Below are 13,095 nucleotides of genomic sequence, written 5' to 3' on the forward strand. Positions count from 1 at the left end.
CGGCGCGTGAGCAGCTTCATCAGCCGGGTGATGAGCGTTTGCAGCAGCGTGTGCAGCTCGTCGTCTCTGGGCGCGGCCACCTCGATGAAGGTCGGCACGCCGTCGCCACCGCCCCGGTACACGCCGTCCAGCACCAGGCAGTGCAGGTGGACGTTGAGGTTGGCGGCCGAGCCGAAGCGCTGGATCAGCGTGACGGCGCCGCCGTGGCCTTCGTCGGTCTTGAGCCCGGCCTGCCCCATCAGATGGCGCGTGACCACGCGCTGTACCACCTGCAGCACCGGCGTGACCAGTTCCGGCTGCGCGGCCAGCAGCAAGCGCAGCGGGATCGGCAGGGACAGCACCCACTGCCGCACTGGGACATGCGGGATGACGTGGTCCACCAGGTGCGCCGCGGTCTGCGACATACGCCGCGCGCCGCACGACGGGCAGAACCCGCGACGCTTGCAGCTGAAGGCCAACAGCTTGTCGTGGCGCACTCGTCGCAGCGCACCCTCAGGAAGCCGTGCGCCAGGATGCCGCAATCGAGGAAGGCGTCGAACTCGTCCTTGACGAACCGGGGCAGCTCCGATCCGGTGCTGGCCTCGGTATGAGCGATGAAGCTGGCCGCGTGCTGCTGCACCAGGCGGTACAGGGTGGTCTGCTCCGGTCGATGGCGCTCGTCGTGGACCGGGGCGCCATCCGGTGCCCGCTGGGGCTGCCGGCTGACGGCTTGCACGATGGGCTCTCGAGTTGGTGAGCCCGCACGGTCTCAAGCCGTGCTCCTCACAACAATCGCCCTCAGGGTCGCCTACCGATGTGTGCGCTCGGCCGCGGGACCACCTTCGGGTGTGTCGCTTTGGTCTGACCGGCGGCTTCAGGGCGACGAATTCGAGGGCGCGGATGTCGGTTCAGGGTCGTCCACTGCCGCCCGCGGACGTCGGATATCCGGTGGCTCAAGTTGAGGTTCAGCTTTCCGACGTCGAGATCGCACGCCCGACCGGCGCGAGCCGACCCATCAGCGACATAGGCTGTCCTGAACCCGTCGCCCTGAAGCTGCCGGTCGCAGATGAACCGAGGCCACCGAAGGAGTCCGCGCCTATGCCATGTCCACCGCCGGCCTGGCTGCTGCGTCGCAGGAAGTCTTCGGCATGGCGATGGCCGTGATCTACCTGGTCGAGGCGCTTCGCCGCGACCCGCCCATTGAGGGCGCGGGCACCTTCTTGAAGTCTTCGATCGACTGGATCGGAATGAACGACTTCGCGCTGGCCAGCTGCTTGAGCGCGTATTCGATGGTTCGTGCTTGCTTCTTGGAGAGTCGTGGTGCTGCGGCCGTCATCGTGGCAGCATGACATGCCTCTGCGGCGCCGCTCTGGCCAAAGACCTGCCTGGTTCGACACGCTGGCAATCAGGCCACCCAGCGCCCTCACTGACAGTTGCCCGGCGCGCGGTTACATTCCTGTTGAGCTAGGCTGTGAGGCGGCCCTTGTCGAGGGCGGCACGGATGCGGCTATGGCCGACGGCGGCCCTGGTGCGCTGGTTGGCCTTGTCGACGACACGACAAGCACAGCGGCAGTCCGCCGATCACAAGGCCTGGCATCCGCCCCGGGCTGCGGCGTTTGCAGCTGACGCAAGAGGTTGGCCGAATGGCGCGTGAAGGTAAGGTCAGCGAACCCACTGTGCGTGAGTGGCTCGATGCGGACGATCTGGATTCCAGGTCGTGCGGCATTGAGGAATGGGCGCGCCGACGCATTGAGCGCCAGCAGGCGATTCAGGTCTCGCTCGACGTCATCGCCCACGCTCATCAGATACCGTTGCGGCTGTTGCGCCTCTCATGCCTCAGGCATCTTGACCATACGTTCGTAGCCTTCGTCACTCAGTGGCAACTCGAGCTTCGATCTCTACTCACGAGCCCCTTGGCTGGCAATCGGCGCGCGCAAGTGCCGCTCTCGGAAGAAGAGGCAGATGCCCTAGTCGCAGCTATGAAAGATCCTAGACACGTGGCAACGCTGCGCGACTGGGTGTTGAGCCTCGCGACGGACGTACCGCTGCCTACATCGCTGCCACGACACTATGCGGACTGGTTCCTCACGCTCTTACCGCACTTGGAGCGCGACGTTTGGCTTACCGAGATGAGCAACCCGCTGCCCGTGCACAGCTTGGCACGCATGGTCGAACATTGGTCGCTCTTCGTCCTCATGTGGGCCTGGCGCGAGGCTGAGCAGTTTCAAGAGATCCTCGACGGGCCGTCTGCTGATGATGCCAACGTACAACGCGGAAGCCTCAACATCAGGCATTTCGGGTTGATTGTCCTGCCGGGCTATCAGAGAAGCGGCCGACAGCGCCCGCAGCTTGACATTGCACTTGTTGTTGGCCCGTTCGTGACATCGGGCGCAGATGCCTACGGGGATGGCGGGGCGTGGTTCTACGGGCCCTTCCAGCGCTACCTGAGCCAAGTCTCGCGAGCACGCGTTGCGGGCTGGAACGAAGTGCACGAGACGGCGCCTGACAGGGCCGAACTTGTGCACGCGCTCGAGGCACGCGCTGGCATCGACGAAATCGAGGCCAAACGACGGGCCAGCGAAAGTCAGCACACCTTGAATCTGTTGCTGTCGGCGCGCCTAGCGCCCGACTTGTTCGAATGGAAAGACGGGCAGGCAGGCAGGCCGCTGTCGCGTGCGAATTGGGAGACCATGGCCGCACTCTCTTGTTGGCAAGCGCGCTGGGGCCCGCTGCTGCAGGAGTTGACACCCTCTGACACGCGACCGCTGTGGGTGGGCGTCCCACGCCACCGAGTAACGCTACAGGTGCATCGTCGCAAGGGGGCGCGTGTTGAGCCCTTGCTGCGCTTCATCACTGCTGCGGGGCGTCGTCAGACCATGCCACACCGACACGGCTGGGTCGACATCAACGACGCCATTCGCACACCCCAGAGCGAGGGCGCGACAAGGTGGGTCGAGACTCCGGCGGACCTGCACGCAAGGATCAGAGAGAGGCAATCTGCGGAGCTGTCGGCCTACGTCGAGGTCATGACAACGGCGCTCGCACGCCAATCTCGTGCTACCGAGCCCGAGGGTGCAGACGACCCCTCAGTAGCGCAGCAAGCAGATTCTGAAGGACGGGGTGTCGCACACCTGCTTCGCGGTTACGGTGACCAGCTCTGCCGACACATCCTCGCCATGACTTCTGCGGATCTAGCAGAGATCTACTGGTGCGACTACAGCGACACGGCGCCTCTGCTACGCCGTGTGAGCGGCGCCGCTCGCCTCATGCGGCACCGCGCAGGACTCCACGAAGACTGGCGGCGCCCCAGCGAGGCTCGAGACGCCGGCATGGAACCCGATCCGCGCCAAGCAGTTCGTGCTGCCTACTCTGGCCAGATCGAGCCTCGGCTAGATAGCCTCAAGTCGGCAGTGGCTCAGCGAAAGCAAGATTCTGCTGTACATGGCGACCCGGACGTCAAAGATGCTTTGTCTGTCCCTCTGACTTTCAATAGCAGAGTCGTCGGTGTGCTGACGCTAGCCAGCGTGGCGGGTCCCCGTCAGTTCGGCGTCCAACTGCGGCATCCGCTGTCGGTCCTCGGGCGTCATCTCGGCTCGGCCATTTACTTTCAAAGTCAGCTCTGGCAGATGCGACAGATCAACTGGCTGGCTTCGAATGTCGAGTTGGAGCGGTGGCAGGCTCTGGATTTTGGGAGTCCGCAGCATCCCATGAACGCCACGGCGCGCTGCCTGGCAAACGTCTTCCTCTGCCCTGGCGTGAACATATGGCTGCAGGACCGGCGCAGCAAAGGCATGCGCTTCCGCTTAGGCGGCGGCACCGCCGTGGATGCCTTCAAGGTGAATGGTCTCCTCCCGGAGCACGCACCCTCGGTGACCCTGCCAGACGTTGCACCACGCGCAGACATCCCCCTCACGCGCCCAGTCTTCGCGTTCGCATTGGACCCTTGGACAGAGACGGACGGGGTCGACGCGCCCGGGCAAGGGGACAAATCGCTTCGAGGCCACTTCATCCAAGCGCGCCACGACCAGACCGTGGCGACAACGCTGTATGAGCGAGCTTCAGCTGCCCGGGGAGACCTCGTGCTGGGCGCCGATTTCCTCTCGGTCACAGGCGCGACAGTCCCCGACTCGAGCGTGCAGATGTTTCCGTCACGGCTCGATATGCCGTACATCGAACGCGGGTGGAGCAACGTGATGGCTTTCGCCCTGATCGGCGAGTCCGCGGGCGCGGAACAAGCCATTGGCGTTGTCAGCCTGAATGCACCGGACCTAGCGGAGGAAGACTCACTTCCGCCCTGGCCACCCAGCTGGAGGCCCGTGGTTGCGCACATTCAGACTTACCTGCCGTACGTGCTCGCGCAAACGGAGGCCATTGACAAGCCGATGAACCAGCTGGTGCAGTACATCCTTCACCAAGGACGAAACGAGCTGAATGCTGCTGCGGTGAAGGCCGCCGTCACCAAGAGTCAGTTGGACAGCCTGCTTGCCGTTGACGCCCCTTTAGGCCAAATCAGACCCTGGTTGAGGAAACGGATTCAGCACAGCTCACTCGGCGACGACGCTGAGCTGCGGCATCAGCTGAAGAATCTGGAGAAAGTCCTGTCTGAACTCGCAACCGGCTTGGAAGCGCAGGCAAGTGTCGAACACGCAGAAAGCCTGGCCATGCTTTCCAGGCTAATCGAGCGACGCCGGAGCATTGCCGCGCTGGGGCACGACCTAGACACCGCAGGCGACGTGCATCGCGCCGTATGGTTGAACCTTCGTGGCACGATCGACAACTCCTTCTCCGCCTACAGCAGCGATCTGAAAGCGCAACGAATCTATTTGAACGTTGACCAAGTAGACGAGCGTTGGCTCCTTCTTAGCCAGCCACGGCTGTGGTCCTGGCTTCTGTCGGATCTCACCTTCAACATTGCAAAGTATGCTGACCCCAGCAGCGGTGTCGAGGTAGCGGTAGACCCGATCGAGGTCGACGGCAGCCTTTCCGGCTACAGGATCAGGTTCCGCAACGAGGCCGGGTACGACCCAAATCTCGACTCTCCAGAACTACTCATGCAATTCGGGATTCAAGGGTCAGCCGGCCGCCGCCGACAGCAGCGGGCCCTGGGCGGGCGCAAGATGAGCAGGACTGGTACAGGGGTTGGTCTCTGGGGCATCCACGAGTTGGCGAACACACTGGGCCTCAAGTTCGACATCGACATCAAGCCGCTCTTGCTACGTCCCGGCCACGCGCGCTACGTTTTTGACCTCTCGGTGCCGATAGACCTTCTGCGCCGGGATCGGGCGAACTGAAACTGCGGACGGAATCTGAGAATGAACGACGTTGCTCTTCGAGATGTGATCTGGCTCGACGACGAACACGGCTCGCGGTACGCGTTTGCACTGGCCCCATGGCGGCGCGCGCTGGAGCAAAACCTGGGCCGGTACCGAGCCAGACTGTTGTGTTGCCGGACACTGGATTCGTTCGCTGATCAGGTGAAACAAGGAGTTGAGCGCAAGAGCATCGCGCTGCTCATCATCGACGTCATGTTGGCGTATGACGAGCCGCAGCATGACTTCTCGCCCCTTGGCTTCCCGGACGAAGCCCTGTTTCCCCTGGAGGCCGGAGCGCAGATAGCAGGGTTGCTTCGGAGTTCGGAGTTTGATGGGAAACGCCCGGAATGGCTCGCTGCAGCATGTAGCACGCCCTTGATGATGCTCAGCGCCTCGCCCCAAACTCACTCGTGGGTCGTCAGAAATGTAGGGGCATCGCGAATGAAGGGCGTGGCGATCGTGCTGAAGAATCTCTCGCGTTCAAGCGACGGGCATACGCTGGTGCCAGCCGCTGAATTCGTCGAGACCTTAGATCAGTTGCTTGTCCGCTAGGCACGTGCTGTGACCATAGACCAACTTGCGCGAAAGTGCCGCCGTGCCATCGGGCCATCCCTGGTGGTTGCGGGGACCTTGTCATCGCTCGCCGTGGTAGCCATTGCGGTCTTGATGTGGGTGCAGGTCCCAGCCAGGGCTGCCGACGCCCCGGCGACAAAGCCAAGCGAAGCGGTCGCTAGCCAGTCGGAGAGGCCCGCAAGTGCGCCCGCGCAGACCGGTAGCGCCGCATCTGGTTCCAGCGCAACGCCGGCACCGGCGAGTGGGCAGGGGAACACGGGCACGGGAGGCGGCGGCTCTGGTGACCCAACGGCCAATCTGCTGACCGCGATCAGCGTGATCGTGGCGGTGGTCACGTTGCTGATGACGATAGGACTCACGGTCTTGGGCTACATGGTCTTCAAGATGGCGAAAGGTCTGGAGGACCTTGAGGAGCGAAACCAGGAATCCGACCGAGCGCTCTTGGTTGCCACAGCCCTCGCGCGCGCAAAGCGCGAGCTAGCTAACTGGCTCGGGACGCAGCGTCTAACAAATGCAGGCTCGCTAACCGAAGAACTAGGACGGCATCTCGAAGAACTGCGAGCAGACGATGCCGATCTGCGCTTTGACGCGTTCGTAAAGCTGAGTGCAGTCCTTCGCCATCACAAGTCCGAGCTGGCTGATGTTGCCCGCTACTGCCAGGCCTGCCAAGAACTCGCCATTGATAGGCTGCAACGTGATGAAGATGGCAATCGTCGACGCAATCGAGACGTACACCGCATGATAGACAAGGGCCTCTGGTGCCTCTTGTTTGACCCGGGTGAAATGGAACGTTTCAAGCGCAGGATGGAAGCTCAATAACCCGTCGAGGTGAGCTGCTACGGTCCGAAGAACGCGTCGAGCCTGATTGGACGTTTCGGCTGGCTGGTAAAAGCGACCTACCTGCGGCGGCCGCAAGCTGGCCGCGCGTCGGCGGCATTCTTAAGCGCAACCATCTCGCGCCAACGCCGGTACTGGGCCTTAAACGTCTCGTCGCTCTCAGGTGGCCGGCCGTCCTGTCGGCTACAGCTTGGCCGCCGACTCCACGTGAAGGGTCAGGTGAGATGTCGGCAAGCTGCCTGTCGCCACAGTCGGCTCCTGGCCGTTATGCAAGTCTTGCCATAACGGCCAGAAGCCGACGGTGGCGACGGGCAGGTTCCTGGTATACCGTCTCGACGATGTCGCGGCGGAAGCAACCTATCACCAGTTGGTGGCCGCGCCGAGGTGGGCACCCATAGGTAGGCGGCCGACAGTGCGATTGCAGCTCGCTGCCGGGCAGAGGCACGAGCTGCGGAGATCGGCTGCGTCCGGGGTTCTGTCGAAGGGTCAAAGCGGCTCAGACATCAGGGTTCACCCGTAGGAAACACTCATGCAAGACGCGTCTTGGCGGCGCCGTAGGCGCGCTGGAGGTCGCAGGCAACTCCAAGAGACTGCATCCAGCGAAATCAAGTGCCCTGCAGGGCCGGTTCATGTGCAAGTAAAACGGCGTTTGAATTTCCTGTCCTGCTGCTGGCCGCAAGAAGTAAGCATGCTCCAGCCGCTGCGGCAGCCACTCGCCGAAGCTGCAACCCGCAACTCTCCGCCGAGCGAAGCGTTTTTCGTTGCGCAGCCATAGGCCTTCGCTGCACGCTGCACGTCGAATGTCAACAACTAGGGGGATGCAGCCCCACACCCATCCGATACGCTCCCTTACCCTTCGCAGGGTCTGAACGGGAGGAGTAGGTGTGAACAACAAGACTGCTTTGACCACCACAACCGTCATGCTGGCTGCGCTGGCCAGCGGCTGCGACACCGTGGCGCACCGCAACCAGGCCATCCTGGCCAGCGGCGTGGTGGCGGCATCGCTGACGCCGAGCTTCGACCTTGAACAAACCTACTACCTGGGCAGCTTTGACCCCGCCAGCCAGCTGCCGCCCACGCTGTACCGCATCCGCGTGCGTGGTCAGTCCAGCCTGTTGAACCAGACCAAGTTCGCCAGCAGCTGGGTGCCGGCGGAGGTGGTGGATGCATTGACGGGGTCGGCCAGCCTGGACGTCAAGTCCGGCTCCATCACCATCAACAAAGACAGCGGCAACCCCGGCTTCAATGTCAACGAATCGGGCCGGCGCCTGATGCAGTTCGGGCCTGAAGGCTTTCGCAGTGCGCCCAAGGGGCACCGGCTGGTGATCCTGATGGGCGCCAGCCCCGAAACCGTGGAGCAGGCTTTTGCCAGCGCGCTGGGCACGGTGGCACTGGCGGCCAATGGCGCGTCGGGCAGCGCCGTGGACCGCGAGGCGCTGCAGGCGCTGCTGGACATGGGCCGCGACAAGGCCAGGCTGCAGGCCATTCTGGCCGCCCCTTGAGGCCTGCGATCCATGCGAACCGCGCGAAGGAGCCTGACCATGCAACGCGTCCACCCCATCCTGGGCAAAGCCCTGCCCGCGCGCCTGCTGCGCCGCACCGCCAGCGCGGCCGCCGTGTTTTGCCTGACCGGCTGCGCCGCGCTGCAGATCGATGTCGACGTCTACAAAGGCCCGCTGGTGCACGACGAAGATACCCAGGTGCAACAGCTGGCGTCCATCGCCATGTCGGCCAAAGCAGTGATGCTGATACAGCGCAACAAGTGGCTGGATGAGGTGTATGCCGGCTGGCGAGAGAACGCCCTGAATCAAGCCAGCAAAGACGTCGCCAACAGCGCGCTCACCCGCTTCATTCGCAGTGATGAATGGCAGGGGCTGGACGTGGCCTGTACCAAAGCCAGCGACGCATGCCGCCGCGCTCGGCTGATCAACGACATGCTCAGCGCCTACGACAACAAGGCCGCGCCTGTGCTGGCGCAGCCGCTGGAACAACTGCGCAGCGCCCACGCCCGCTACCAGGAAACCAAGCTGACCTATGACCGGGCCAAAAAGGCCGCCGCTGTGAACAAGGCTCCGACCACCAGCCCAGCGCAGCAGGAAACATCCGAGCAACTCGCAGCAAAAGTGGCGGCGCAATGGGCGGAGCAGAAGGCCCTGGAGGCATCGACCGAAGCCCTGCGCCCAACCTGGGGCGCCTTGGTGGACCTGCTGGTGCAGAGCAAACAACTGCTGGCTGTCAACACCCGCGACGCAACCCTTCGGGCAGTGGAATGGCAAAGCGCCGATATCCTGGCGCAGCTGACCCACCCTGTGCGGCTGGCCTGCGCCAACCCCGACCTGCCCGCCAATGGCGAGCTGTTGCGCGGCTTGCAAGCGGCCAGCAAGTCTATTGAAGCGGCCGTTGGCAGAGAAAATTCGGCGCTCGCTGCCGCCGAAGCCGGCGCCAGTCGTCACCTGGCCGGCAGCTTGCGTATGGCGAACGCGCAGGAACTCATGGCCCTGAAGCCGGTCATGGAAACCGTAACCGGCACGGGCTGCACTTTCAGCAACACCCTCAGCCCCGGCAGCATCCAAACGAAGCAGCGGGTGCCAACACGCGAAAGCTCGCTGCTGGCCAATGCCACCCGCCAAGGCGTGCAACGCGAGGCCACCGCCGAAGTGATGGCCGAAATCGACGCCATGCTGCGCGACCTGCAGCAAACCACCGCATCGGGCTTCGACCACGGGCGCCCGCAACTGGGCCTGGACCGGTTGGCCGACGACGCGGCAAACCAGCGCAACAGAGACCGCAACAGCAAAACCAAGGCCGGCGACCTGATCACCCTGGCCGACAGCACCGAAACCAAGCGGCTGCAGGACGGTGTGGTCGACCTGGCCAGCCGTATGCAGTTTTTGGCCGTCAACCTGGGCCTGGTGGATGACAAGACTGCGAGCAGCAGCCTGAGCCACCCCTTCGACACCCTGGGCGCGGGCTTCTCGACCACCCCGGCCACCAGCCGCGCAGAAGAGGACGCCCGCGCCTTCAAGGCCACGCTGGAAGTCATCGCCAATTCGCTGCTGGTTCTGGCCGAAGACCAGCGCCGCCAGCGCTTCCAGCGCGCCGACCAGGAAGCGTTTGCCAATCACGAATACCAGTCGGCGGTGCAGGCCTTCCAGATCGACCCGGCCAAACGCTTTGACCACCTGGTGGAGCATTACCGCACCAGCAAAACCCGCGCTGCGGGCACCGAAGCGGCCCAACTGGCAAAGCTGGAGAAAACCGCCAAGGATGCCGTCGCGGCCCAGACGGCAGCCAGCGTGCAAACCCAGCGGTTGGCGGACGCCGTGTTGGTGCCTCGGCAATTGCTGCTGACGCTTGTCCGTGATCTGCCCGCGGGGGTCACCACAAGCTTCAAGGCCGACCCCGGCGACGCTGCCGACAACTGGGCGGCCGACGCGACCAAGCTGCGCACAGCACTGGCCGCGGCGCCCGCCAAGACCAGCGTGGCCGATGTGCTGAAACTTGCCCAGGCATGGCTGGAGCAGCAGGCCAATGTCGCACAAACCAAGGGTGGGGCCCACCTGCAACGGCTCGTGGCCGCACAGGAAGCCATGCGCGGCCTGCAAGCCACTGCACCCACGACTGCGCTGGCTCGTGCCGAGGTGATCGCAAAGCTGGACACGGAGGTCATCAACAGCTGGACCGTAGCCCACGCAGCCCACCAAGCCAGCCAGGCGCAGTTGACAGAACGGGGGGGCGAGCTCACCACCGCGGACACCGCGGTGAAAGATCACAAGAAGGCCAAGCATCCCAGCTACCACATCCAATCCGCGCTGGATGCCGTGGTGGCCGCGCGCGCCGCGGTGCTGGCGCAGGCCACGGCGGGAAAAGGCGCACACGACGTGGACACGATGGCGGGCCTGGTGAAAGTCGAATTGCAAAAGCTGCCTGCCGAACCAACCGGGTTGAAGACCGAAGCCATCAACCAGCTGGACCAGTGGGCCGCCACAGCGCCGCGGACGCTGAAACTGCCCGAAAAACTGGATGGCAGCCCCAATTCAGCCCTGAACACACTGGACCGCATCGAGGCCTTTCTGAGCTACACCCGTGTGGACGCGTTGAACCGCGGCAGCACGGCTGGCGCCGAACAAGCCACGGCCGCGCTGGACGCGCTGATGGCGCGGCGCGAGCGCATGAGCTATCTGCGCCCGGCCAGCACCTACCTGCGCTCGGCCCTGGCCACCACCAGCCAGCAAACCGACCCGGCGCTGGAATGGAGCAACCTGCTGGCCGCCACCGTGAAGCGGCTGTCGGGGGAGTACGACATCAGCAAGCAGCGTGAACGCGACGTGCGCGGCGAGTTGGACAAATCGTTCTGGCAGAACGTGAACAAGGTGCGCGTCAGCGCCGGCGGCGATTCGAACTTTGCCATCGCCAAAGACGATGTCGGCAACTGGTACGTCAAGGCCATGGGTGCCGACCTGGGGCCGATGATCAAGGCCGCCAAAAGCTTGGCGCTGTACAACCTGGGCGGCAGGGTGGACACCAACCTGCTGCGAATCGACGAGCTGCGCGGCCAGAGCAACCGCCAGCCCGGCAGCGCCGACGACCTGGAGCTGCAACGCCTGGTGGGCCGCCAGTCTGGCGCTGCCACTTCGGCCTACGGCAACACGTTAAAGGTGTTTGCCGACAACCACGCCACCACAGTCAACGGGCTGCTGGAAGAACTGGACACGCGCCTGAAGGCCAATGGCCTGGCTACCGAGCTGGGCAAGCGCTGGGACAGCACCTACGCCGCCGAAGAAGGCCAGCGGGCGGCGCTGCCGAACCTGAACACCAGCGGTGGTGAAGCCCTGGCTGCCCTGCACACCCAGGCCCTGGCTGCCACGGGCGACGGCCTGGCAAAGATAGCTGGCACTACGCCATCAGCGCAGCTGCTGAAAGCGTTGGGCCTGCTGGCGCAGCAGCGCACCCTGTTGCGCGACCAGGTGAATGGCACCGCCTTGCTGCTGAACGCGGCGCTGGAGGGTGACCAGAAAAGACGCTCTGAGGTGGAAACCTTGGTCAAGGCGTTGGCGCTGGCGCAGACCAATCGCACCGAGCCCGCCAAGGAGCTGGCGGCGCTACAAAGCCAGTTCGACGGCGCCACGGGAGAAGCCAATGCCACGCGCAGGGCCGAGCTGGCTCCCAAACTGGCCGCCCAGCAGAAGGTGGTCAATGAGATGGGCGACCAGATCGCCGAACTGCACAACCAACTGACGGCCGCCCAAGAACTGGCCAGGCAGGCGGCCGCCACGCTGGCCGCGGCACGCGACCGCAAAGCTCGCGCCTTGGCCGAAGTGGATGCAGTATGGGCCCGCTACGTGAAAGACATGGCGGCGCGCCACCTGCGCGCTGTCGAAGAGATGGAGACCGCCGCCCGCGTGGTCTCACAAGGTGTGCAGGGGAAGCCGTCCAAGCCCTAGCAACACTGGCGCTGGCGCCGCGTTGACCCAAACGAGGAGGGCGCGCGCGGAAACATCGCGCAGCCCGATCGGTTTCAATCCGCGTAAGTCCCCGAAGCCCGAATCAGCGCCCCCAACTTGTCTATCTCGGGCCGCAGCCAACTGCGCAGGCCTTCCGGTGTCTGCTTGAATTCCGGCCCGATGTCGGCGCCCATGTCGGTCATGCGGGCCACGCGGCGCGACACTGGAGCTGGAGTCGGTCGGCCTTGCCCATACGCATGGCGCACCGATCGCCGACGTGCACGTCCGTAGCAGGCGAAACGTGCAGATATTCCGGCACTGCGGCCGAGAACGGAGGTGACGACTTCAATGGTGCCGAGGTGCTACAGGGGGCTGTTCATCCCGCGGCGCCCTCACAACGACGCACTCACCGCACTACTCGCCGTTTGCATCATGCCCCAAGTGCCGGTGCGTAAGTGGGTCTTCGTTGCCGCCCGATCCCATCGGGCCTGCTGCCCGGGTGTTTGGTCAAGACGAGCAACTTCACCGTTACGTCGCCCACCCGCGCTCCCTTTCGAGCGACAGCTTTATGACGATCTACTTGGCGCATCGGATGTCTCTGATGGGTCGGCGGCCGCCCCACGCCGCCGCGAACTCATCGCCGAAAAGCCGACGCTCAGATGGGTCGGCAGGATATTAGGCGCCCGGGTGAACCCGGGCTCCGCAACAAGCCAGCTCCCCCTTCAGCGCCGTGCGGCTGGCCCAGCAGCTCTCGCTCCTCACCTTCGCGCGTATTGCGCTCGCGGCCATTGGCGCCCCGGACGGCCGCCTGCACCCGGTGCAGGTCGATCGCGCGCTCGAAGCAACGCCACGCTGCAGCCAAGTCGCGGTGGGCGGTATGCATGAGATCCACTGCCTGACCGAGCTTCTCGACGAAGGTGTGTAGTTGCTCGCCGCGGCTTCAGCACAAG

Annotated in this window: 8 protein-coding genes and 1 pseudogene; 6 read left to right on the forward strand and 3 right to left on the reverse strand. The window is 64.3% G+C overall.

The window, feature by feature from the left end:
- Positions 1 to 74: 74 nt before the first annotated feature.
- Positions 75 to 476, reverse strand: a pseudogene (locus EOINJALH_RS33485) (transposase zinc-binding domain-containing protein); the annotation flags it as partial.
- Positions 477 to 1,082: 606 nt separating this feature from the next.
- Here EOINJALH_RS33485 and EOINJALH_RS12735 point away from each other — a divergent pair.
- The 3 genes from EOINJALH_RS12735 (at position 1,083) to EOINJALH_RS12745 (ending at position 5,843) form a co-directional block, all read left to right on the forward strand.
- Positions 1,083 to 1,328 carry a hypothetical protein gene (locus EOINJALH_RS12735; protein WP_088280737.1) on the forward strand — a complete coding sequence of 82 codons (246 nt, stop codon included), beginning with the start codon at positions 1,083 to 1,085 and terminating at the stop codon, positions 1,326 to 1,328.
- Between the two features lie 294 nt (positions 1,329 to 1,622).
- Positions 1,623 to 5,270: a GAF domain-containing protein gene (locus tag EOINJALH_RS31220; protein ID WP_144290007.1), complete on the forward strand. Its 3,648-nt coding sequence runs from the start codon at positions 1,623 to 1,625 to the stop codon at positions 5,268 to 5,270.
- 21 nt (positions 5,271 to 5,291) lie between these two features.
- Entirely contained in the window at positions 5,292 to 5,843 is a 552-nt protein-coding gene (locus EOINJALH_RS12745) for a hypothetical protein (RefSeq protein WP_144290008.1), read from the forward strand.
- 555 nt (positions 5,844 to 6,398) lie between these two features.
- On the opposite strand, the gene EOINJALH_RS12750 is transcribed toward EOINJALH_RS12745, so the two are convergent.
- Positions 6,399 to 6,680, reverse strand: coding sequence for a hypothetical protein (locus tag EOINJALH_RS12750; protein ID WP_088280740.1), 282 nt, complete (start codon positions 6,678 to 6,680; stop codon positions 6,399 to 6,401).
- A gap of 923 nt (positions 6,681 to 7,603) precedes the next feature.
- Between EOINJALH_RS12750 and EOINJALH_RS12755 the strand changes: the two genes are divergently transcribed.
- Complete coding sequence (locus EOINJALH_RS12755) at positions 7,604 to 8,203, forward strand: hypothetical protein (RefSeq protein ID WP_234413821.1); 600 nt, start codon at positions 7,604 to 7,606, stop codon at positions 8,201 to 8,203.
- Positions 8,204 to 8,242: 39 nt separating this feature from the next.
- A complete protein-coding gene (locus EOINJALH_RS12760) occupies positions 8,243 to 12,145 on the forward strand; it encodes a hypothetical protein (RefSeq protein ID WP_088280742.1) in 3,903 nt (1,300 codons plus the stop codon).
- 74 nt (positions 12,146 to 12,219) lie between these two features.
- Here EOINJALH_RS12760 and EOINJALH_RS32745 read toward each other — a convergent pair whose 3' ends face one another.
- Positions 12,220 to 12,357 (reverse strand): hypothetical protein, encoded by a 138-nt coding sequence (locus EOINJALH_RS32745; protein ID WP_234413822.1) that lies wholly within the window; start codon positions 12,355 to 12,357, stop codon positions 12,220 to 12,222.
- A gap of 518 nt (positions 12,358 to 12,875) precedes the next feature.
- Between EOINJALH_RS32745 and EOINJALH_RS12765 the strand changes: the two genes are divergently transcribed.
- A complete protein-coding gene (locus EOINJALH_RS12765) occupies positions 12,876 to 13,070 on the forward strand; it encodes a hypothetical protein (RefSeq protein WP_088280743.1) in 195 nt (64 codons plus the stop codon).
- Positions 13,071 to 13,095: the final 25 nt, after the last annotated feature.

The organism is Ideonella sp. A 288 (assembly GCF_002198735.1).
In the GTDB taxonomy this organism is placed as follows: Bacteria; Pseudomonadota; Gammaproteobacteria; order Burkholderiales; family Burkholderiaceae_C; genus Pseudaquabacterium.

Excerpts from the sequence above, each read along its gene's own strand:
- EOINJALH_RS31220 (WP_144290007.1), top strand. The coding sequence starts at position 1,623 with ATGGCGCGTGAAGGTAAGGTCAGCGAACCCACTGTGCGTGAGTGGCTC.
- EOINJALH_RS12735 (WP_088280737.1), top strand. The coding sequence starts at position 1,083 with ATGTCCACCGCCGGCCTGGCTGCTGCGTCGCAGGAAGTCTTCGGCATG.
- EOINJALH_RS12760 (WP_088280742.1), top strand. The coding sequence starts at position 8,243 with ATGCAACGCGTCCACCCCATCCTGGGCAAAGCCCTGCCCGCGCGCCTG.
- EOINJALH_RS12745 (WP_144290008.1), top strand. The coding sequence starts at position 5,292 with ATGAACGACGTTGCTCTTCGAGATGTGATCTGGCTCGACGACGAACAC.